Source organism: Pseudomonas putida (genome assembly GCA_029953615.1).
Taxonomy (GTDB): domain Bacteria; phylum Pseudomonadota; class Gammaproteobacteria; order Pseudomonadales; family Pseudomonadaceae; genus Aquipseudomonas.
This window is the reverse complement of the sequence record CP124529.1, coordinates 1,921,092-1,942,140: the sequence shown is the minus strand read 5'-3', so window position 1 is coordinate 1,942,140 and position 21,049 is coordinate 1,921,092. Positions and strand designations below refer to the sequence as shown.

Sequence of the window (21,049 nt, the reverse complement as noted above, 5' to 3'; positions counted from 1 at the left end):
AGGGGGGAGGGGACTTGATAGCATGACGCTAGCAGGTCGCGTGCCAAATGATTCTAACCTGATGAATTGGCAGGCTGTAAAGCGTTTCTGCAGATGAAAAAAAGGCACCGCGGTGGGTGCCTTTTGATGTGTTGCCTATGCGGGCCTCTTCGCGGGCTTGCCCGCTCCCCACAGGGATATCGCAAGGCCTGCTGGCGATGCAATACCTGTGGGAGCGGGCGCGCCCGCGAAGAGGCCAGTGCAGGCTTACGCCTGTTTCACTTCACGCATCGGCTTGCCCTTCACCGGTGCATCACCCGCCACATAGTACTTGGCGGTGCTGCGCGGCAGTGGTTTGCGGCCACGGATCTTGTCCGAGATTTTCTCGGCGATCATGATCGTAGTGGCGTTGAGGTTACCGGTGATGATCAGCGGCATGATCGACGCATCGACCACGCGCAGGCCCTTCATGCCATGCACACGGCCTTCGCCGTCGACCACCGCCATGTCGTCGGTGCCCATCTTGCACGAGCAGGACGGGTGGAAGGCGGTTTCGGCGTGCTCGCGGATGAACTTGTCCAGTTCTTCATCGGTTTGCACGTGTGCGCCCGGGCTGATCTCGCGGCCACGGTACGGGTCCAGTGCCGGCTGGGCCATGATTTCGCGGGTCAGACGGATGCCGTCCCGGAATTCCTGCCAGTCCTGTTCGGTGGACATGTAGTTGAACAGGATGCTCGGGTGTTGGCGCGGGTCCTTCGACTTGACCTGGATGCGGCCGCGGGCAGGCGAGCGCATGGAGCCCATGTGCGCCTGGAAGCCGTGTTCCTTCACGCCATTGGAGCCGTTGTAGTTGATGGCCACCGGCAGGAAGTGGTACTGGATGTTCGGCCACTTGAATTCAGGGCGGGTGCGAATGAAACCACCGGCCTCGAACTGGTTGCTGGCGCCGATGCCGGTGCCGTTGAACATCCACTCGGCACCGATGGCCGGCTGGTTCCACCACAGCAGCGACGGGTACAGCGACACCGGCTGGGTGCAGGCGTACTGCAGGTACAGTTCCAGGTGGTCCTGCAGGTTTTCGCCCACGCCCGGCAAGTCGTGCACCACCGGGATGTCGAGGCTTTCCAGCAGGGCGCGCGGGCCGACGCCGGAGCGCTGCAGCAGCTGCGGCGAAGCGATGGCGCCCGAGCTGACGATGACTTCCTTGCGGGCACGGGCTTCAACGCGTTCTTCGCTGTCGCCGACCAGGTAGGTCACGCCAATTGCGCGCTTGCCGTCGAACAGCACACGGTCGGTCAGAGCGTGGGTGACGATGGTCAGGTTCGGGCGCTTCTTTGCCTGGTCCAGGTAGCCACGAGCGGTGCTGGAACGGCGGCCGTTCTTGGTCACGGTACGGTCCATGGGACCGAAGCCTTCCTGCTGGTACCCATTGAGGTCTTCGGTACGCGGGTAACCGGCCTGCACGCCGGCTTCGACCATGGCGTGGAACAGCGGGTTGTTGCCCGCTTTTGGCGTGGTCACGCTGACCGGACCTTCGCCGCCGTGATAGTCGTTCGGGCCGATGTCGCGGGTCTCGGCTTTACGGAAGTACGGCAGGCAGTCCAGATAGGTCCAGTCTTCCAGGCCTGGCAGTTCTGCCCAGCCGTCGAAGTCCATGGCGTTACCGCGGATGTAGCACATGCCGTTGATCAGCGACGAGCCGCCCAGGCCCTTGCCGCGGCCACATTCCATGCGGCGGCCGTCCATGTACGGCTCCGGGTCGGTTTCGTAGGCCCAGTTGTAGCGGCGGCCCTGTAGCGGGAAGGCCAGGGCGGCCGGCATCTGGGTACGGAAGTCGAAGCGGTAGTCGGGGCCACCGGCTTCCAGCAGCAGTACGGTGACGCCGGCATCTTCGGTCAGGCGGGTCGCCAGGGTGTTACCGGCCGAGCCGGCACCGACGATGATGTAATCGAATTCTTGGGACATGAAAGTACCCTCGTGTTGGCGGTGATCAGGGAGCGGGAACGCCCGTGCGCAGCGGCACGGGCGGGGCTAGACAGGGTTCAGAAAACCGAGTTGTAGCCGCCCAGCTCGACCTGGACCGACTTGATGCGAGTGTATTGAGCCAGCGAGCTGATGCCGTTCTCACGGCCGACACCCGACTGCTTGTAGCCACCGACCGGCATTTCGGCCGGCGATTCGCCCCAGGCGTTGATCCAGCAGATACCGGCTTCCAGCTTGTGGATGATGCGGTGGGCGCGGGTGATGTCGTTGGTGCAGACACCGGCGGCCAGGCCGTATTCGGTGTCGTTGGCACGGCGGATCACTTCTTCTTCGGTTTCGTAGGTGAGGATGCTCATCACCGGGCCGAAGATCTCTTCCTTGACAATGGTCATGTCGTCGGTGCAGTCGGTGAACACGGTCGGGGCCACGAACGCGCCCTTGGCGAAATCACCGGCGGTCAGGCGCTCGCCACCGCACAGCACGCGGGCACCTTCTTCCTTGCCCTTGGCGATGTAGCCAAGCACGCTTTCCATGTGCTGGAAGCTGACCAGCGGGCCGAAGTTGGTGTTTTCGTCTTCCGGGTTGCCAGCGCGGATGCGGGCAACACGCTCGACGATCTTGGCTTCGAAGGCAGCCTTCATTTCAGCCGGGACGAACACGCGGGTGCCGTTGGTGCAGACCTGGCCCGAGCTGTAGAAGTTGGCCATCATGGCGATGTCGGCGGCCTTGTCCAGGTCGGCGTCGGCGCAGATGATCAGTGGCGACTTGCCGCCCAGTTCCATGGTGACTTCCTTGAGCGACGAGCTCGAGGCGCTGGCCATGACCTTCTTGCCGGTGGTGGTGCCGCCGGTGAAGGAGACTTTTTCGATACGTGGGTGCTCGGTCAGCCAGGTGCCGACTTCGCGGCCGCTGCCGGTCAGGACGTTGAACACGCCGTTCGGCAGGCCGGCTTCGGTGTAGATCTCGGCCAGTTTCAGGGTGGTCAGCGAGGTGACTTCCGACGGCTTGAAGATCATCGCGTTGCCGGCGGCCAGGGCCGGGGCGGATTTCCACAGGGCGATCTGGATCGGGTAGTTCCAGGCTCCGATACCGGCGGTTACGCCCAGCGGCTCGCGGCGGGTATAGACGAAGGACGATTCACGCAGCGGGATCTGCTCGCCTTCGATGGCCGGTACCAGGCCAGCATAGTACTCCAGCACGTCGGCGCCGGTGACGATGTCGACGTAACGGGTTTCAGAGTACGACTTGCCGGTGTCCAGGGTTTCCAGCATGGCCAGCTCGTCGTTGCGCTCGCGCAGGATCTCGACGGCGCGGCGCAGGATACGCGAACGCTGCATGGCGGTCATCGCGGCCCAGACTTTCTGGCCACGCTCGGCGCTTTCGACGGCCTTCTCGACGTCAGCCGCGGTGGCACGTTGCACGTGGGCGAGGACTTCGCCGGTGGCCGGGTTGATGGCTTCGAAGGTGGCATCGCTGCCAGCGTCGACGTAAGCGCCATCAATGTAGAGTTTTTGCGTTCCGAAACGGGCCATAGTGTCCTCGCAAGTGCAGTGTGTGGTTTGGCTTGCGCGTCACGCTCCTGCCGGGTTGGCAAGGGCCGTGCGCGGTTGTTCAGCGGCCTGGTCGTTTGTACCCAGGGTGTGCTGTTTAGCCAGTTGTAGATCCATGTATTCGTAAGCAATCCGTATCGCCTGGTCGGTGTCGAATGCATCACCCGACAGGGCGCCACGCAGCCACAAGCCGTCGATCAGAGCCGCCAGGCCGCGGGCGGCCTTGCGCGCATGGTAGAGCGGCAGGGCGCGGCGGAACTGGCAGCACAGGTTGGAATACAAGCGGTGGTCGTTGATCCGCTGCAACCTGTGCAAATCGGGCTGGTGCATGCTGGAAGCCCAGAAGGCCAACCAGGTTTTCATCGCCGGGCCGTTCACCTGGCTGGCATCGAAGTTGCCCTCGATGATCACTTTCAGGTGGGCGCGCGGGCTGTCGTCCGTCAGGGCCTGGCGACGTGCTCTGACACCTTCGTTGAGCATGTTCATGATGTAACCCATCGTCGCTGCGATCAGGCCGTTCTTGTCCCGAAAGTAGTGACTGATGATGCCGTTCGACACACCGGCCAAACGGGCAATCAGCGCAATGCTGGCGTCACCCAGTCCGACCTGATCGACCGCCTGCAATGTGGCTTCGATCAACTGCTGGCGGCGGATGGGTTGCATACCGACCTTGGGCATCTTGCTATCTCCTCAGGCCTGCGAGCAGACGACGGGCGGCTGACTCGGCGAAGGCCAGTCTATTTTGTTTTGATTGAACGTTCAATCAATAAAGAATAAGCTCTGCGACAATTTGTGCCATTGACAGTTTTTCAGGCGGTCGAAAAGGCACGAGTTGACACCCCAGGAAATCGCGTAACCCCCGGAATACAAGGCGTTGACGGGCATGAGCGATGCGAAATGCAGATTCTGCCGTAGGGTCATCTACTCTGCGGCGGGCCCTTGGAGCGGGCGGGGTGATCTGTGACGAATGCGCGCACCTCGGCTGAGGCGTGGCATTTTCAGCAGGCCACCTGTCTGTTTTTTGCAACGTATCGATTCGGGATCACGGTTTCCAAGGGTGCTTTTATAACACCTGATGCAGTGGGGATATTCCACCAATTGCTCGGGAAAGACTGATTAGCCTCCACAGCTGCACTGCCCGGAGCATTCGTGCAATGAGTTCTGCCTCACTTACCAACCCTCCGGCCGAGAGGGTACGGGTCAACCGCGTGGTGTTCTTCACCTCCGCACTGATGATCCTCGTTCTGACTGCCTTGCTTATCGCTGTACCCGAAACCGCCGGCCAGGTGCTGGGCGTGGCCCAGAAATGGCTGACCCGCACCTTTGGCTGGTACTACATGCTGGTAATCGGCGGTTACCTGCTGTTCGTCATCTACCTGGCCTTCTCCGACTACGGCAAGCTCAAGCTTGGCGGCAAGGATGACCAGCCCGATTTCAGCTATGGCGCCTGGGCCGGCATGCTGTTCTCCTCCGGTATCGGTATTTCGCTGCTGTACTTTGGCGCCTCCGAACCGCTGGACCACTACTTCAACCCACCGGAAGGCACCTCTGCCAGCCTCGACGCCGCGCGCCAGGGCCTGCAGCTGACCTTCCTGCACTGGGGCCTGCACGGCTGGGCGATCTACGCCCTGGTCGGCCTGGCCGTGGGTTACTTCGCCTACCGTCATAACCAGCCGCTGGCCCTGCGCTCGGCGCTGTACCCGCTGGTAGGCGAGCGTTGGGTCAAGGGTGCCGCCGGCAACGCCGTGGACATCTTCGGCATGTTCGTCACCCTGCTGGGCCTGGTGACCAACCTGGGCATCGGCTCGATGCAGGTGGCCTCCGGCCTGGAATACCTGTTCGGCATGGACCACAGCAAGACCAACCTGCTGGTGGTGATCCTGGTCATGGCCGGCGTGGCCACCGTGGCGGCCGTCTCGGGTGTGGAAAACGGCATTCGCCGCTTGTCCAACCTGAACATCGTGTTGTTCAGCGGCCTGTTGATCTTCGTCCTGCTGGGCGGCGAAACCCTGCACCTGCTCAATGGCTTCGTGCAAAACATCGGCGACTACCTCAACGGCATCGTGTTGAAAACCTTCGACCTCTACGTATATGAAGGCGAAGCCGGCAAGTCCGAGCGCTGGCTGGGCCTGTGGACCGTGTTCTACTGGGCCTGGTGGATTTCCTGGGGCCCGTTCGTCGGCATGTTCATTGCCCGTATCTCCAAGGGCCGCACCGTGCGCCAACTGGTCAGCGGCGTGTTGCTGATCCCGCTGGGCTTTACCCTGGCCTGGCTGTCGATCTTCGGCAACACGGCGCTGGACCTGGTAATCAACCAGGGCGCGGTGGAACTGGGCAAGACTGCGCTGGAGCAGCCGTCGATGTCGATCTACCAGCTGTTGGAATACTTCCCGGCTGCCAAGATCGTGATCGGTGTGGCGGTGTTCGTCGGCTTCGTCCTGTTCCTCACCCCGGCCGACTCTGGCGCGGTGATGATGGCCAACCTTTCCTGCAAGGGCGGCAAGGTGGACGAAGACGCCCCGCACTGGATGGTGGTGTTCTGGTCGGTGGTCATCACCCTGGTCACCATCGGCCTGCTGTTCGCCGGTAATTTCGAGGCCATGCAGACCATGGTGGTACTGGCGGGGCTGCCGTTCTCGGTGGTGCTGGTGCTGTTCATGTTCGGCCTGTACAAGGCGATGAAACAGGACGTGGTGGTCGAGCAGGAGCGTGCCGAGCTGGCCGCCCGTGGCCGTCGCGGATTCAGTGAGCGCCTGACCCAGCTGGAACTGCAGCCGACCCAGGCCGTGGTACAGCGGTTCATGGACCGGCATGTCAGCCCGGCGCTTAAAGAGGCCGCCGCGCAGTTGCAGACCCTGGGCTTCGAGGTGGAAACCCGTGTTGGCCAGTCGCGCAACATGATGGGCCTGCGGGTGATGATGGAAGAGGGCAACCCGTTCGTCTACGAAGTGAGCCTGGACGGCTACCTGGCGGCACCGAGCGAAGCACCGGTGGAAGGTGAGCCGGAAGTCCGTCAGCGCTTCTATCGAGCCGAGGTGTACTTGCACGATGGTAGCCAGGAGTACGACCTGATGGGCTTTGCTCCGGAGCAGATCGTGCGTGACGTGCTGGACCAGTTCGAAAGCCACCGCCAGTTGCTGGGGCGTGTATACAGCTGATACTGGTGAATTGAAGAAAGGCCTTGCCCGAAAGAGCAAGGCCTTTTTTTTGAGCAATATGTAGTGCGGGTAACGGGTCTGCTTGCCACAGCCTACCGTTTTTCGAGGCGGAGGCACCCAGCATGACCCGTAACCAGGTTCCAGTCTTTGATTTCAGGCAGGCCGTTGCCAGGCAGTTCGACGATCGGCCGACCCTGCGCCAGGTCGCCAGCGCACAGCTGCTGCGCGTGTTGCTGGCAGAATTGCCATGGTTGGCCTACGTTACCCCTGCCCTGACAACGGCTGACCCGCTGACGCTGGACAGCCCGGAGCCCTACACCAACTATTGGACCACAGGCCCCTTGGTGGATCGGGTTCTGCAAGCCTTGCTCGACCCGCAGCCGCTGAGTCTCGAGCCACTGGCTGATGGCCGCCATTTCAACCTCGGGTTGACTGGCGCCTATCGTTTCGCCGGCTCGACGAGTGATTTCGATACCCGTCAGTTGTCAGGCTTGTCATCCGCCCTCAATCAGCTGGTAGAGGAGCTTCCACAACGTTTCTGCGAGGCCCAGCTCGAGTATTGGCGGGGCACGGGCAACGCAGCAGTCAGTCGCGACAGCTGGTTGCAGTTGCTGCTCAAGACCGCCCTGCTGCGCGGGTTGCCCTTGCAAGGCCTGGATCCACAGGAGCAGGCGTGTATCCGTGGGCTGCTGCACGGCGGTGACGACCAGCCCCCGGTGTATTTCGTCCAGACGCATCTGACCAGTGCGTCACTGCAGTATGCCCAGATGCAATGCCAGATGCTGATTTGTGGTGAGTGGGACGAGCGCGAGGTTGTCCTGTGGTGCGCGCCTTCGGGCGCGGTGCGCAGCTTCGATTCGTTGACTGCGTTTGGCCTGGCGTTGCGTGACGAACTGGCGCAAGCCTATGCCTTCGAACAAATGAGTTGGCAACGTCATCCGGCCCAAGGCAACGTTTTCGCCCAGCAGGTCTCGCTCTTGCTCGAGACGCTGTTTCAGGGAATCGAGCAAGCCCGCTATTGCGAAATCAAAGACGTTTCGGCCCTTGAGCAGCGTTTCGCCCAACTGAGCGATCCTTCGCCCTGGTTCGAGGCCTACCAGGACGAAACCCCGGCAGTACAACCACCTCCGGGTTTGCGGGATAGCCATGCACGGGACAGCTTTGCGTGCAGGGCTGCGTTGCTGCAGATCGCGCTTTATCAACTCGACTCTGGCGGCATCGCGGCACTGGATGGCATTCAGCCGTTGACCGATTACGCTCGCCGGCGGCTGATTGCACAAATCCGCGAGGACCATGCGGCTGACATCTCACCGGATGAGCTGATGTTCGACCTTTACCTCGCCCGCGGGGTGCCGGGAGGGGCGGCAACAGGTGCTGGCGGTGGTGAGCCGCTCGCTTTCGCTGGCAGCAAGACGCTCACCGAGTTCGCCATCGGTAACCTCGCCTCCCTCAAGGGGGCGAGCATCAAGCGGGTTTACCTTCGCAGCGGCGGGGATGTGCCGGCATGGTTGAATGCCGAGTCAGCCAAGGCACTGGTCACCAAGGTGGATATCGGAAGCCACTATCCAGCCTATGTTGCCGCGCAGCTGGATGATCCGGCCACTCGCGCGGACCGGGTCAGGCGGTTGGGTGGGGAATGGCGTGCCGCTCTGCTCGCCAGTGCGATCACTGCCAAGCTTGACGCAAAGGTCACAGAGCCTGGGTTGCAATGCGTGGTCGACTTCTGTGCCGGTCATGTCGACCCGAGCACGCCGCGAATGATGTTGATTCCGTTGGCGTTCAAGCGCAGCGTAACCTCTGCGAAAACGGACGAAGTCCGGTGCATGTACATTCTGTACTGCGCAGAACCCTCGCTGGTACTGCTTTACCGCCCTTTGTTCAGCCAGGACACGCTTCGTGAATATGCCAGCCTGTCGGCCTTGCTCGAACATGTGCGCGAGTCGGTGATCCTGCAGGACAGCATTCTCGACTGGATGGATCCGAGCGTCCGGTCGGTATATGACCATGGTGGTTTCAGCGAACCCCACATCAGGGTTATCGGCATCGACCCCTACGTCAATCCCACACGCCCGGCACCGGCCCAGCTGGCCATCACCTATTGGCGTAACAACATCGACGAGAAGCTTTACGGGGCGAACCGCGATCTGCTGGTAAGTGTCGCCGAAGAGCAGTCTGTATCCAATGCCGAGAGCCGCTGGCAGACCCTGTGCGAGGGCGCATGGCTATTGTTCGATGTCGTGACCTTGGCGCTTCGTGGGCCGGTGGCATCCGTGGCCTGGCTGGTACAACTGCTGGCTTCCTTGGAGCACGACCTTGACGCCCTTGAGCGCGACGATGAGTTTGATCGTGCGGCTGCCGCTGCCGATCTGATGCTGAATTTGAGCATGGTGTTGTTGCATGCCAGGCAACCCCGACGCAAAGTTCCCAGCCATGAACTGCCTGGCGCGGCAGCTGTGGAAGGGTCTGGGCCGCAGCGCGGGGCCTTTGCCGAGGTTACTGTCGCCCCGGTGGAGCAGGCGCAGGTTGCTGGTGAAGCGCTGCCCAGCAGCTGGCTTGATTTTAGCTGGCGTGGCCAGAGTGGCTTCAACTGGTTGCCACACGCCCAGCGCAAAGCCCTGCTGGCGATGCGTTCCAGTGTGTCGCTCAATGGCATCAAACCGTTGGGTGACGGCCACATGGAGGGCTTGTACCGCATCGACGACAACTATTACGTGGCTTTGGCTGGTGACGTCTACCGCGTGGAGCAGTTGCCAGGTGGTGTGCGGGTGGTCGGCTCCAAAGGAACCCCAGGACCCTGGCTGAGTTTTACCGATAGCGTCTGGCGGGTTGATACGACACTTCGTCTGGCCGGTGGTATGCCGCAAAACTCTGCCCGCGCCCGGCTGGCAAAGCGCTTCCGCGAATTGCATCAGAAAATCAACCAGCTAGATCAACAGGTCAACCGGGCAAGAGAGCAATTCGGCAGCATGGCCGCGAAATCGCTCGACTCGAAGAAAAAGCTCGACGCTTTGAAGGCGCTCAGAGCCAAGGCAGCCGCAACCCAATCGTCGCTGCCGGAGGGAGACGAAGCTGCCCGTTTGAGAGCTCTGCTGCAGCGCTACGATGAGCGCATAACCGCTCTGGAGGTGGATGGCCTCCAGCAGAGGGACCAGGCGATACAGCAGTTGGAGGCCGCTGTCAGCGCAGAAAGGGCAACACTCCCTTTACTGGCGACCATCAAAGAACCCAAATATGCCAACGAGCGGCAGAAGGGCAACTGGGATGATGTGCTTCCAAAATACGAGACAACTGCACGGGAGGGCCTTATCCGCAATAGCGACTTCATCATCGATGAGCTCTGGGACCTGGTGGATTACCCCAAATTGGTCGAAATGCAAAAGGCTCTGGATGGGCAGCCAGTCGCCGAAGTCGCTGAGCTGTATCAGACGTTCCGCCTCAGGCTGGAAAAGGTTGTCGGCCTGCAGGAGCGCATACTCGTAGGGTTCGAGGATCTCGACCAGTTGTTGGCTGATACTGCAGACGATTTCGCGATCAGCGGTATCTCGGATGCACCTGTGCGTACCGTTGCGCAACTGATTGCCCGGCGCAAGGTCTCCACGGTTCAGCTGCGTTTCCACCAGGTATTGAACCTGGCTGACCTGGCCTTGCACCTTGACAGTGAGTCCGGTCAAAACGTGCTTGCCGGTTACAGGGAGGAGCTGGCCAGCCTGAGTCTGCGCAACGCCGCTGAAGCTCATGGCGAGCTGGACTTCGCCAACCTGTCGGCGCAGGACCGGATCGTCATCCTGCAGGAAGCCTGGGATGAATACAGTGCTGCGCTGCTCGACAGCGACCGTATTCGCAAGGAAGGCGGGGTGTTGATCGAGCCGACGATGATCGATCGCTACCGCGAGCATCTCGGCAAGCTCAAGCTGGATGCGGGCAGCCGTCTGGTCGAGGCGGCTCGGGAGCAGGATGACCCCAGCGTGCCTGCCAGGTCTTCGCCTTACAAGGCGTCCAGCGCGACGCAGCGGCTAGTGCGCAATGCTCAGGGCCAGCTAATGATCGGAACCGAGATCGAAGTGCAGGGGCAGCGCCTGCTCGAGGTGCGTGAGGCGTTCAGCAAAACCGTGCTGGCCACGTTCGAACGAATAGAGGGCGAGTGGCGCCAGCGCGAGGCTGAGCAGCCTTCGGCGGCTGACGAAGCGCCCCCAAGTGACCTGGCCATGTGGGTGCAGTCACTGCTGGACGAGAGCAATGCGTTGCGGGTGAAGGCCAAGTCGTATGTCGACAACGATATCAAGGGTACCTTGCTCGCTCGTTTGTTCGACCAACAGCTGGGCAAACTGGATCAGGCAGCAAGCACGCTGCGTGATGCCGGTGGCAACGACACGCTGCTCAGGACCCTGGAGCGCGAGGCGGATGCTTTGGCTGCGGAGAAAGAGCTCCAACTCACCACCCTGTATACCGACACCCATTATCCCTCCGCTGAAGCCTTGCGCTTCCTGCACGCAAAGAAGCTGATCACGGTTGAATACAATGAGCGGCGTACCATGCAGGATGGTAGTGCGTTTGACGAATATCGGGTGCTGCGCCTGCCAAGCAAACGAAATCTGTGGGCTGCGCATTTCCATTTCCGCTCGCCTGACGACTTCGCCGAGAATTTCCTTACCGGCCACCTCAAGACCTGGAGCCAACGTCGCATGAGCAGCCGCCTCGCTGCGAGCGCAGGGCAGCGGCTCCACCGGGGCAGGCTGACGCTGGAGCAAGCGCGGGGGATCATTCCGTTCCATTGACCGGCCCGGTAACAAGACGGGAGCCGGCCTGCCGAACCTGGCATTCATGCCCGGGTACGGCAGGCTCGGGCGGCCTGTTACGGTGCCACGGCTTGAACCAGATCCGTACGGAACTCGGAACTCTGCCCAATCACATCGATGGCGACGCTGCATAGCTTCAAGGGCAGGGCCGAACCCGGAATATCGTGGCTTTGTGCGCGCAGCAGGCGATAGCCTGACGGATCATTGCAATCTGTCGTTGCCGGTACACCACGTTTTACCCGGTAGAACACCACATCAGGATCGCGCAACCAACTGATCCGGGCGCCACCGTCAGGCAGTTGTTCAGTCATCACCTGAGCCAAGGGTTTGCCAGGTGGTAGCAGCTCCACCTTGATGCTCAGGCTATTGGCCATGAGCGCACGAGAAGGTAACTGCTCTGGCGACTGTACGCCGACCAGGCACAGGTAGTGAGTACCGGGCTCGGGGCCGATCGGGTCGTTGATCATGGCTTCGCTTGAAGGGAGGGTGCCGCTGTAGCCAACCGGATCTTCGCAGGCGAGTGCATCTGTGCTGGTTTTGTAGCGGTAGCGCGGTGTATCGATCAGGAACTGGAAGCCCCAGCGCGCAGGCTCGAGGGGCTCATCGGCCAAGCCGCGGTACTTGGTCAGTGTTTTGAAGCTGTTGCCCTGCGGCTCGAGTTGAAAGCCCGGCAGCAACTGGCAATCTTCCAGATCGAGGTCTGCACGACCTGCACTGAAGCAGCCATGAAGGCGTTGGACCGGGATTGCACCGACCTCATTGTCATGCAGGCTGTTGGCAATGCTGACCAGGCGATTGCTGGCGGTGTCGATGACCGGGCTGCCGGAGGCCCCCTCATCCAGGCCTTGGCAATCGTTACGCCTGACGTTGCGCCACACCCAGTTGCCGACACTGGATGTACTGTGGAAGCGCTCCGTGCAGGTGGACAAGCGCAGGCCTTTGCCGATTGAGCTGGGTTCGCCGATTACCTGAACCGCGCTGCCCGATGCCGCGGAGCGGCCCAGCTTGAGTGGCGTGATGCCTTGTGCCAGCAGCTCCTCAAGGGTGGCCTCCAATTCCAGAAGCGCCAGGTCGGCACCTTGCAGGCTGCTCCATACCGTTCGTTTCAACGGCACGGTATGGTGCTGGTCTTGTGTATCGACAAAATAATTGAAGGCAATGCTGCCGGTAATCGGCTGGTCGACAATGACCTTGCCATTGACACCGCCAGCGCAGTGGCCGGCTGTCAGTATGTAGGCCGGCCCACTTGTACCGTGGGTGTCATCACGGCTGTCCAGCAAGGTGCCGATGCAATGTCGGTTTTTCCAGATCAGCCGGCCAACGCCTGTCCACTGCGAGTTCTGGCCAGCGCTGTTGTGCAGGGCAAGTGGTGCCGCGGGAGGAGGCGTGGTGTCGTTGGCATTGGCCAGGTTGCTGAAGAGTGTCAGGCCCAGCGTGGCCAGAAGTAAGGGGTTATGCATGTCGTACCTCCATGGGATGGAGGACGAAGGGTGAAGGTGCTACCGATGCGCTTGGCGGTACATAGTTGAAGGGCCTGCTCAGCGGTTGCTGTAGCGGCCATGCTTGCCATGTGCCGGCATTGCCTGGTTACTCCGCTCGGCGATCATCTGCGACAGCTTGATCAAGATGACACCTTGGCCGTTGAGCCGTGGCAGTTCGCGCTCCAGCACTTCCAGCGTCTGCGGGTAAGGATGCCCGATCAGCACTGCCGAGCCTTGCTTGCGGGCCGTGGCAATGGCTTGCTGAAACTGCTGCGTAATCGCCTCGGTGGTGCGCACGTCGTCAAGGAACACATCGCGCGAAACGTGGGCCAGGCCGATGCGCTGGGCTTCGGCTGCGGCCACGGTGGCGGCGCTGGTGCGGCTGTCGACGAAGAACAGATGGCGCCGCTGCAATTCGCCCATCAGCCAGTCCATGGGTTCGCGCTGCGCGGTCATGCGGCTGCCCATGTGGTTGTTGATGCCGGCGGCGTAGGGCACCTTGAGCAAGGCGCTGTCCAGGCGCCGGGCCAGCTCCGCGATGGGTAGGCCAGGATGCCAGGCATAGGGCCCGGTGGCCGGGTCCATGGGCATGTGCAGGATTACCGTCTTGCCGGCCTTGTGTGCCTGGCGAGCGAAGTCGGTGGCATGTGGGGTATCAGGCATGATCGCCATGGTCACCGGCCCGGGCAGGGCCAGGGTGCGGCTGTCACGCTCGGGGCTCTGGCCCAGGTCGTCGATGATGATGCTCATGTAGGCCTTGCCGGCCGGCGCCGCTTGTGCGACCCCGGCCAACAGGCAGAACAACAGACACAGCAGATAACGCATGGGGTGGGTCAGTCGCCCTTGGTGATGTTCAGGCCCTTGAGCAGGCTCAGGGCCTGGCTCAGCTGGAAGTCGTCATCCTGTGGGCGCTCCTTGCGCTTGCCGCTGCCGGTCGGGCGGTCGGCGCCGCCGTTGCCGTTGCCCAGGTGGCCCTGCAGGTCGGCTTCCTTGAAGTTGTCGGTGTCGGCTTCGGCGGTGAGCTTGGCCGGGCGCACTTCGATGTCGGGGACGATGCCCTGGGCCTGGATCGAGCGGCCATTAGGGGTGAAGTACAGCGCGGTGGTGAGCTTCAGCGCACGGTCGTTGGCCAGTGGCAGCACGGTCTGCACCGAGCCTTTGCCGAAGCTGTCGGTACCCATCAGCACCGCGCGTTTCTGGTCTTGCAGGGCGCCGGCGACAATTTCCGAGGCCGAGGCGCTGCCGCCGTTGATCAGCACTACCAGTGGCACGCCGGCGCTGGCGTCGGCCGGGTCGGCCGAGAAGCGCAGCTCGGAGTTGGCGATGCGGCCCTTGGTGTAGACGATCAGGCCCTTGGTCAGGAAGTGGTCGGCCACTTCCACCGCCGACTGCAGCACGCCACCGGGGTTGTTGCGCAGGTCCAGTACCACACCACGCAGCTTCTTGCCGTTGTCCTTGCGCAGCTTGGCCAGGGCCTTGCCGACTTCGTCGCCGGTCTTGACCTGGAACTGGGTGATGCGGATGTAGCCGTAGTCGTTCTCCAGCAGCTGGCTCTTCACGCTCTTGACCTGGATGACCGCACGGGCAAGGGTCACGTCGAAGGGGTTGCCGCCGTCACGTACCAGGGTCAGGGTGATTTTCTCGCCGACCTTGCCGCGCATCTTGTCGACCGCTTCGGTCATGGTCTGGCCACGGGTCGGGGCGCCGTTGATCTTGACGATCAGATCGCCTGCCTGCACGCCGGCACGCGAGGCCGGGGTGTCATCGATCGGCGAGACCACCTTGATGAAGCCGTCCTCCTGGCCCACTTCGATGCCCAGCCCGCCGAACTCGCCGCTGGTGCTTTCCTGCAGTTCCTGGAAGTCCTCGGGGCCGAGGTAGGCCGAGTGCGGGTCCAGGTTGCTGAGCATGCCCTTGATGGCATTTTCCAGCAGGGTCTTGTCATCCACCGGCTCCACATAGGCCGCCTTGATGCGGTCCATGACTTCGGCGAAGGTGCGCAGTTCTTCAAGCGGCAGTGGCGCCTTGGCGGTCACCTCGGTGGCCGCTACTGCGGCCGGCTTGGCCGGCTCTGCGGCAATGGCCAGGGGCGCGCCGATCGCCAGGGCGATGGACAGGGCCAGCTGGGTGAGACGAGGCGAGTGCAGCATGTCGAACGAACTCCTGATCCTGTAAGCGCTCCCTGGGGAGCATCGGGGCAGCCCGTGGCTACCCCGTAGAAATTTGACTAGCCCCGGCACCACTGTGAAGGGTCGGTAGGCCGGCCCTGCTGGCGGATGGCGAAATACAAGCCGGCAGCGTCCTGGCCGCCGCTGTCGCCAACGGTGGAAATGGCTTCGCCGGCCTTGACGATATCACCGGCGCTCTTGAGCAGGCTCTGGTTATGGCCGTACAGGCTCAGGTAACCGTTGCCATGGTCGAGAATGACCAGAAGCCCGGCACCGCGCAACCAGTCGGCGAACACGACGCGCCCGCCATGCACGGCTCGTACCTGGGTGCCGGGGTTGGCGCTGATCATCACCCCGTCCCACTTGGCACGTGCATCGCTGCCACGGGCATCACCGAAGCGTGCCAGCAATCGACCATTGACTGGCCAGGGAAGTTTTCCCCGAGCGGCAGAAAATGCGCCACCGTAGCTGACGCCATCGCTGGAAACCATCGGGCCCAGGGTGGTGCGGGCCTTTTTCGGTGGTTCCACCGGTTCGCGGGCCTGTTCGCGGGCGGCAGCGGCGGCCAGGGCTTCCTGCTGGCGTCGTTTTTCCGCTTCCTGCTGGGCCAGCAGGGCCTTCTTGCGCGCTTCTTCGGCCTCACGGGCCTGGCGGGCGAGGGTTTCCTCGATGGTCTTGAGAACTTTGGACAGGTCGGCCTGGTCCTGCTCGCGCGATTGCAGCTTCTGGTCGCGGTCCTTCATGTCGCTGTTGAGCTTGGCCAGTACCTGCTGGCGCTTGCCCCGCTCGGTTTCCAGAGCCTGTCGGCGGCTGTCGAGGTCGGCGCGCTGGGCCAGCAACTGTTGCTGCTGGGTGGCGATTTCCTGTTCGACGTTGGCCAACTGGCGCAGGGTCTCGTTGAAGGTGCGCAGTTGCTCCAGGCGCGCCTTGCTCAGGTAGTCGTAGTAGGTGAGGGTACGGGCGAACTTTTCGGGGTTCTGCTGGTTGAGCAGCAGCTTGAGGTATTCCTCACGGCCGTTCTGGTAGGCCGAGCGGGCCTGGATGGCGATCAGTCGCTGTTGTTCAACGCGGGCGCTCTGGAGTTTTTTTTTCTCGGAATCAAGGCGCTCCAGCTCGCCCTCGGTCTTTTTTAGTTCTTGCTGCAGGGCCTCCACCTGCTTTTCGAGGTTGCCGATATCGGTCTCGGTGGCTTTGAGGTCCTTTTGCACACCGGCCTTTTCTTCCTGGAGCTTGCCCAGCGTCTTCTTGAGCTCGGCAATGTCCTGGCGGGTGGCGTCCAGTTGCTGCTGGGTCTGCGCACGCTCATCGGCAAAGGCCGGACTGAGCAGGCAAGACAGGGCTAGGAGGATCAGGGCGCGAAGCATGGGGTTTGGCGTACCAAGGATGGAGACTGGCCTAGTATGCCCGCGCGGGCGGGCAAAAAAAACGCCTCGCTGCGGGTGCAGAGGGGCGTTTGTCTGGAATTCATGTGTTATTGGGGCTGCGCTGCAGCCCTTCGCGGGCACGCCCGCTCCCACAAAAGCAGGCTGTACCGCCGATCCTGTGGGAGCGGGCGTGCCCGCGAAGGGCCGCAGAGCGGCCCCAATACACAGAATCAGGCGTCAACCAGGATGGATGTGCCGGTCATTTCCACCGGCTTCTCCAGCCCCAGCAGCTTCAGCATGGTCGGTGCCACATCAGCCAGCACGCCGCCATCGCGTACTTTCACGTTGCGCTTGCCGACATAGATGAACGGCACCGGCTCGGTGGTGTGCGCGGTGTGTGCCTGGCCGGTACACTCGTCTTCCATCTGCTCGACATTGCCGTGGTCGGCGGTGATCAGCGCTTCGCCGCCGACCTTGTCCAGTGCTTGGACGATGCGCCCGACGCAGCCATCCAGAGCCTCGACGGCCTTCACCGCAGCTTCGAAAACACCGGTATGGCCGACCATGTCGCCATTGGCGTAGTTGACCACGATCACGTCATAACGCTGCTGCTCGATGGCCTCGACGATGCGGTCGGTCACTTCCGGTGCGCTCATTTCCGGCTGCAGGTCGTAGGTGGCGACTTTCGGCGACGGAATCAGGATGCGCTCTTCGCCTTCGAACGGTTCCTCGCGGCCACCGGAGAAGAAGAAAGTGACGTGGGCGTACTTCTCGGTTTCGGCGATGCGCAGCTGGGTCTTGCCGTTTTTCGCCAGGTACTCGCCCAGTACGTTGTTCAGGCTGGCCGGGGCGAAGGCGGCGGGGGCCGGGATTTTCGCCGAGTACTGGGTCAGGCCGATGTAGGCGGCGAGTTTTGGCAGGCGGGCACGCGGGAATTCGTTGAAGTCGGCTTCGACGAACACGCGGGAAAGTTCGCGAGCGCGGTCGGCGCGGAAGTTCATGAAAATCACCGCGTCGCCGTCTTCGACCTTGACGGCTTCACCGATGCGCGTGGCCTTGACGAACTCGTCGCTCTCGTCGCGGGCATAGGCCGCTTCCAGGCCGGCCAGGGCGGTGTCGGCGGTGTATTCGGCAGCGCTGTCGACGATCAGGTTATAGGCGGCGCTGACGCGGTCCCAGCGGTTGTCGCGGTCCATGGCGTAGTAGCGGCCGATCAGGCTGGCGATGCGGCCCTTGCCCAGCCTGGCGAAGGTGGCATCGAGCAGTTGGATGGACGACTGCGCGCTGCGTGGCGGCGTGTCGCGGCCGTCGAGGAAGGCGTGCAGGTAGATCTTCTGTGCACCGCGCTGAGCGGCCAGTTCGGCCATGGCCACCAGGTGGTCCTGGTGGCTGTGTACGCCGCCATCGGACAGCAGGCCGAGGATGTGCACGGCCTTGCCGGCACTGGCTGCCTTGTCTACCGCACCGGTGAGCACCGGGTTCTCGAAGAACTCGCCGTCGCGGATGGCCTTGGTCACCCGGGTGAAATCCTGGTACACCACGCGACCGGCGCCGAGGTTCATGTGACCGACTTCGGAGTTGCCCATCTGCCCGTCCGGCAGGCCGACATCCATGCCAGAACCGGAAATGAGGCCATGCGGCTGGCTGGCGCGCAGGCGGTCATAGACCGGTGTGTTGGCGGCATAGATGGCGTTGTATTCGGGGCTTTCGCTGTGGCCGAAGCCATCCAGGATGATCAGGACCAGGGGTTTGGGCGTACTCGTCATCAATCAAACTCACGGTTGTTCAAAGATGATAAAGACACGCATTTTAGGGCAAATGCGCCACCGACGGCGAATATTCGTCCCATTCCCCCGACCGGCGTGCACGTGCCAGCAATGTGCAGATGGCTTAGCCGCCGGCCCGCCGGGCTTTGGTGGCAATAAGGGGCTGTGTATACTGGCCGGCATTTTCAATCGCGTGGAACACCCCAGATGGTTGCTAACCTGATTCAATTTGCGACAAACCACTACATCCTGGTGGCGATCTTCGTTGTCTTGCTGGTCGCGCTGCTGGTCAACGAAATCCGTCGCGGTGGCCAGAGCCTGAGCAACGGCCAGTTGACTGCCCTGGTCAATGCCGAGAAAGCCCTGGTCATCGACATCCGCCCGACCAAGGAATATTCCGCCGGTCACATCGTCGGTGCGGTGAACATCCCGCAGGACAAGCTGGTCAACCGCATGAGCGAGCTGGACAAGCACAAAGAGAAGACCCTGATCGTCGTCGACTCGATGGGCCAGCAGTCCGGCACCATCTGCCGCGAGCTGCTCAAGGCTGGTTACAACGCCGCCAAACTGAGCGGTGGCGTTTCCAGCTGGAAAGCCGATAACCTGCCCCTGGTGAAGTGATATGAAGCCCGTCATCGTCTATTCCAGCGACTACTGCCCCTACTGCATGCGCGCCAAGTACCTGCTCGAGAGCAAGGGCGTGGTCTTCGAGGAAATCAAGGTCGACGGCAAGCCGCAGGTTCGCGCCGAAATGAGCCAGAAGGCCGGCCGTACATCGGTGCCGCAGATCTGGATCGGCAGCACCCACGTCGGTGGATGCGATGACCTCTACGCCCTGGAGCGCGCCGGCAAGCTCGACGCGCTGCTGGCGGCCTGATTTGCACTGCATTCAAAAACATTAGGATAAGGATCTGCCATGACTGACCAACAGACCAACGGCGCTGCTGCAGAAGACAACAGCCCTCAGTTCTCCATGCAGCGCATCTATGTGCGCGACCTGTCGTTCGAGGCCCCGAAAAGCCCGCAGATCTTCCGCCAGACCTGGGAGCCGAGCGTTGCCCTGGACCTGAACACCAAGCAGAAAGCCCTGGAAGGCGACTTCCACGAGGTGGTGCTGACCCTGTCGGTTACCGTCAAGAACGGTGACGAAGTGGCCTTCATCGCTGAAGTTCAGCAGGCCGGTATCTTCCTGATCAAGAACCTGGACGCGGCTTCGATGAGCCACACCCTGGGTGCGTTCTGCCCGAACATCCTGTTCCCGTACGCCCGCGAGACCCTGGACAGCCTGGTGACCCGCGGTTCGTTCCCGGCTCTGATGCTGTCGCCGGTCAACTTCGACGCCCTGTACGCGCAAGAGATGCAGCGCATGCAGGAAGCTGGCGAAGCGCCGACCGTTCAGTAATAGCTGCCGGTATCAGGAAAGCGCCTCTCGGGGCGCTTTTTTGTTGCCTGTGCCAGCCCTTTCGCGGGCTCGCCCGCTCCCACAGGGATCGCGCCGAACCCGAACCTGTGGGAGCGGGCGCGCCCGCGAAAGGGCCGGCACAGGCTATCGCTCAGCTCCCGGCAAACCCGTTCTGCCGCCACGCCTCATACACCGTCACCGCCACGGTATTGGACAGGTTCAGGCTGCGGCATCCCGGCCGCATCGGCAGGCGCAGGCGTTGTTCGGCCGGCAGGCTGTCCAGCACTTCGGTCGGCAAGCCACGGCTTTCCGGCCCGAACAGGAACGCATCCCCCGGCTGGTAGGCCACTTCGTGGAACGGGTGCGAGCCCTTGGTGGTGAAGGCGAACAGCCGTGGGTTGCCCAGGCTCTCCAGGCATCCGGCCAGGCTCTCGTGGCGCTTGAGCGTGGCATACTCGTGGTAATCCAGCCCCGCGCGGCGCAGGCGCTTGTCATCCAGTTCGAAGCTGATGGGTTCGATCAGGTGCAGGTCGCAGCCGCTGTTGGCGCACAGGCGAATGATGTTGCCGGTATTTGGCGGAATTTCTGGTTGAAAAAGGATGACGTGAAACATGCACGGCTCCAAGCGTGAAGATGACGGGCATTCTACCCCCGAACCGGACGTGCGTTCGAAGGCGTTCCCGCGGGTGATGCTGTCGCTGGCTGTCGTCGGCTTGATGGTGGGGCTTATGATCGGCCGCCTGACCACGCCCGACGAGCGCGAGCTGCAGCAGGTGGAGGTGGTGCAGGATGGCCTGCAACTTTGGTTCAACGAGGAGCCCCAGCTGCATGGCGAGAATGTGGACGGCACTGTGGCGCTGCTGTTCCAGGCCCAGGGCAAGGCCCAGCAAGGGCAATTGAGCCTGCAAGGCAAGCCGGTGAGCTGGCGGGTGCAGAAGAGCAAGGAAGGTTTATTGCTGACGGTGGTCGCTGCGCGCCCCCTGCTGGGCGAATGGGCCGGTGCAGAGGACGCGGGGCGCTGGCGGGTGCAGGTGAAACTGCACGAATAAAAGAGGGGATGTCCCGGCCTGCCTGTACCGAGGTCCCCAAAACTGGCGGTGTTGCGAATAAAAGAGGGGTTCACCCGGCCTGCCTGTACCAGGGCCCCCGAAACTTGGGATGTATTAGCTATTGCAGGGGGCGTGCCAGTTTTGCCAAGCCCCGTGAATAGGGGCTTTGAGGGGAATCTGGCCGGATTTTGAGGGGATTTGTGCCTTTGAGCGGTGCGTCAGGCACAGGAACGGTGCATCGGAAGGCTGAAACTTGTTCTGGCTCTTACAACGCATTCGCGGGTAAACCCGCTTCCACAGGGACGGCGCTAACCTCGAGGCTGGCGCTGTACCTGTGGGAGCGGGTTTACCCG

General features: G+C 62.3%; 15 protein-coding genes. 6 read left to right on the top strand and 9 right to left on the bottom strand.

Annotated elements, in window-relative coordinates:
- Nucleotides 1-246: 246 nt before the first annotated feature.
- The 3 genes from betA to betI form a co-directional block, all read right to left on the bottom strand.
- Nucleotides 247-1,944: a choline dehydrogenase gene (gene betA, locus QIY50_08890; GenBank protein ID WGV22274.1), complete on the bottom strand. Its 1,698-nt coding sequence runs from the start codon at nt 1,942-1,944 to the stop codon at nt 247-249.
- Between the two features lie 77 nt (nt 1,945-2,021).
- Complete coding sequence (gene betB / locus QIY50_08885; protein ID WGV22273.1) at nt 2,022-3,494, bottom strand: betaine-aldehyde dehydrogenase; 1,473 nt, start codon at nt 3,492-3,494, stop codon at nt 2,022-2,024.
- Nucleotides 3,495-3,533: 39 nt separating this feature from the next.
- Nucleotides 3,534-4,190 (bottom strand): transcriptional regulator BetI, encoded by a 657-nt coding sequence (gene betI / locus QIY50_08880; protein ID WGV22272.1) that lies wholly within the window; start codon nt 4,188-4,190, stop codon nt 3,534-3,536.
- A 533-nt stretch (nt 4,191-4,723) separates the two neighbouring features.
- Here betI and QIY50_08875 point away from each other — a divergent pair.
- Entirely contained in the window at nt 4,724-6,670 is a 1,947-nt protein-coding gene (locus tag QIY50_08875; GenBank protein ID WGV23023.1) for a BCCT family transporter, read from the top strand.
- A 122-nt stretch (nt 6,671-6,792) separates the two neighbouring features.
- Complete coding sequence (locus tag QIY50_08870) at nt 6,793-11,445, top strand: hypothetical protein (protein WGV22271.1); 4,653 nt, start codon at nt 6,793-6,795, stop codon at nt 11,443-11,445.
- A gap of 77 nt (nt 11,446-11,522) precedes the next feature.
- Here the strand turns inward: QIY50_08870 and QIY50_08865 are convergent, their stop codons facing one another.
- From QIY50_08865 to gpmI, 5 genes are all read right to left on the bottom strand, one after another.
- Nucleotides 11,523-12,926: a trypsin-like peptidase domain-containing protein gene (locus QIY50_08865; GenBank protein WGV22270.1), complete on the bottom strand. Its 1,404-nt coding sequence runs from the start codon at nt 12,924-12,926 to the stop codon at nt 11,523-11,525.
- Nucleotides 12,927-13,004: 78 nt separating this feature from the next.
- The gene (locus QIY50_08860) at nt 13,005-13,772 is read right to left on the bottom strand and encodes a divergent polysaccharide deacetylase family protein (GenBank protein WGV22269.1); all 768 of its coding nucleotides are present in this window, start codon (nt 13,770-13,772) and stop codon (nt 13,005-13,007) included.
- An 8-nt stretch (nt 13,773-13,780) separates the two neighbouring features.
- On the bottom strand, nt 13,781-15,097 hold the full coding sequence (locus QIY50_08855; GenBank protein WGV22268.1) for a S41 family peptidase: 1,317 nt from the start codon (nt 15,095-15,097) through the stop codon (nt 13,781-13,783).
- 77 nt (nt 15,098-15,174) lie between these two features.
- Nucleotides 15,175-16,479, bottom strand: coding sequence for a murein hydrolase activator EnvC (locus tag QIY50_08850; protein WGV22267.1), 1,305 nt, complete (start codon nt 16,477-16,479; stop codon nt 15,175-15,177).
- 230 nt (nt 16,480-16,709) lie between these two features.
- Complete coding sequence (gene gpmI / locus QIY50_08845; protein WGV22266.1) at nt 16,710-18,245, bottom strand: 2,3-bisphosphoglycerate-independent phosphoglycerate mutase; 1,536 nt, start codon at nt 18,243-18,245, stop codon at nt 16,710-16,712.
- 207 nt (nt 18,246-18,452) lie between these two features.
- Between gpmI and QIY50_08840 the strand changes: the two genes are divergently transcribed.
- From QIY50_08840 to secB, 3 genes are read left to right on the top strand one after another with little or no spacing between them, the layout of a single operon-like run.
- Nucleotides 18,453-18,866, top strand: a complete 414-nt coding sequence (locus QIY50_08840) for a rhodanese-like domain-containing protein (GenBank protein WGV22265.1) — start codon at nt 18,453-18,455, stop codon at nt 18,864-18,866.
- A gap of 1 nt (nt 18,867) precedes the next feature.
- Entirely contained in the window at nt 18,868-19,122 is a 255-nt protein-coding gene (grxC, locus tag QIY50_08835) for a glutaredoxin 3 (GenBank protein ID WGV22264.1), read from the top strand.
- Between the two features lie 39 nt (nt 19,123-19,161).
- Complete coding sequence (secB, locus tag QIY50_08830; protein ID WGV22263.1) at nt 19,162-19,647, top strand: protein-export chaperone SecB; 486 nt, start codon at nt 19,162-19,164, stop codon at nt 19,645-19,647.
- 151 nt (nt 19,648-19,798) lie between these two features.
- On the opposite strand, the gene trmL is transcribed toward secB, so the two are convergent.
- Nucleotides 19,799-20,260 (bottom strand): tRNA (uridine(34)/cytosine(34)/5-carboxymethylaminomethyluridine(34)-2'-O)-methyltransferase TrmL, encoded by a 462-nt coding sequence (gene trmL / locus QIY50_08825; protein WGV22262.1) that lies wholly within the window; start codon nt 20,258-20,260, stop codon nt 19,799-19,801.
- Between trmL and QIY50_08820 the strand changes: the two genes are divergently transcribed.
- Nucleotides 20,259-20,696: a hypothetical protein gene (locus QIY50_08820; protein ID WGV22261.1), complete on the top strand. Its 438-nt coding sequence runs from the start codon at nt 20,259-20,261 to the stop codon at nt 20,694-20,696. The genes trmL and QIY50_08820 overlap by 2 nt on opposite strands.
- Nucleotides 20,697-21,049: the final 353 nt, after the last annotated feature.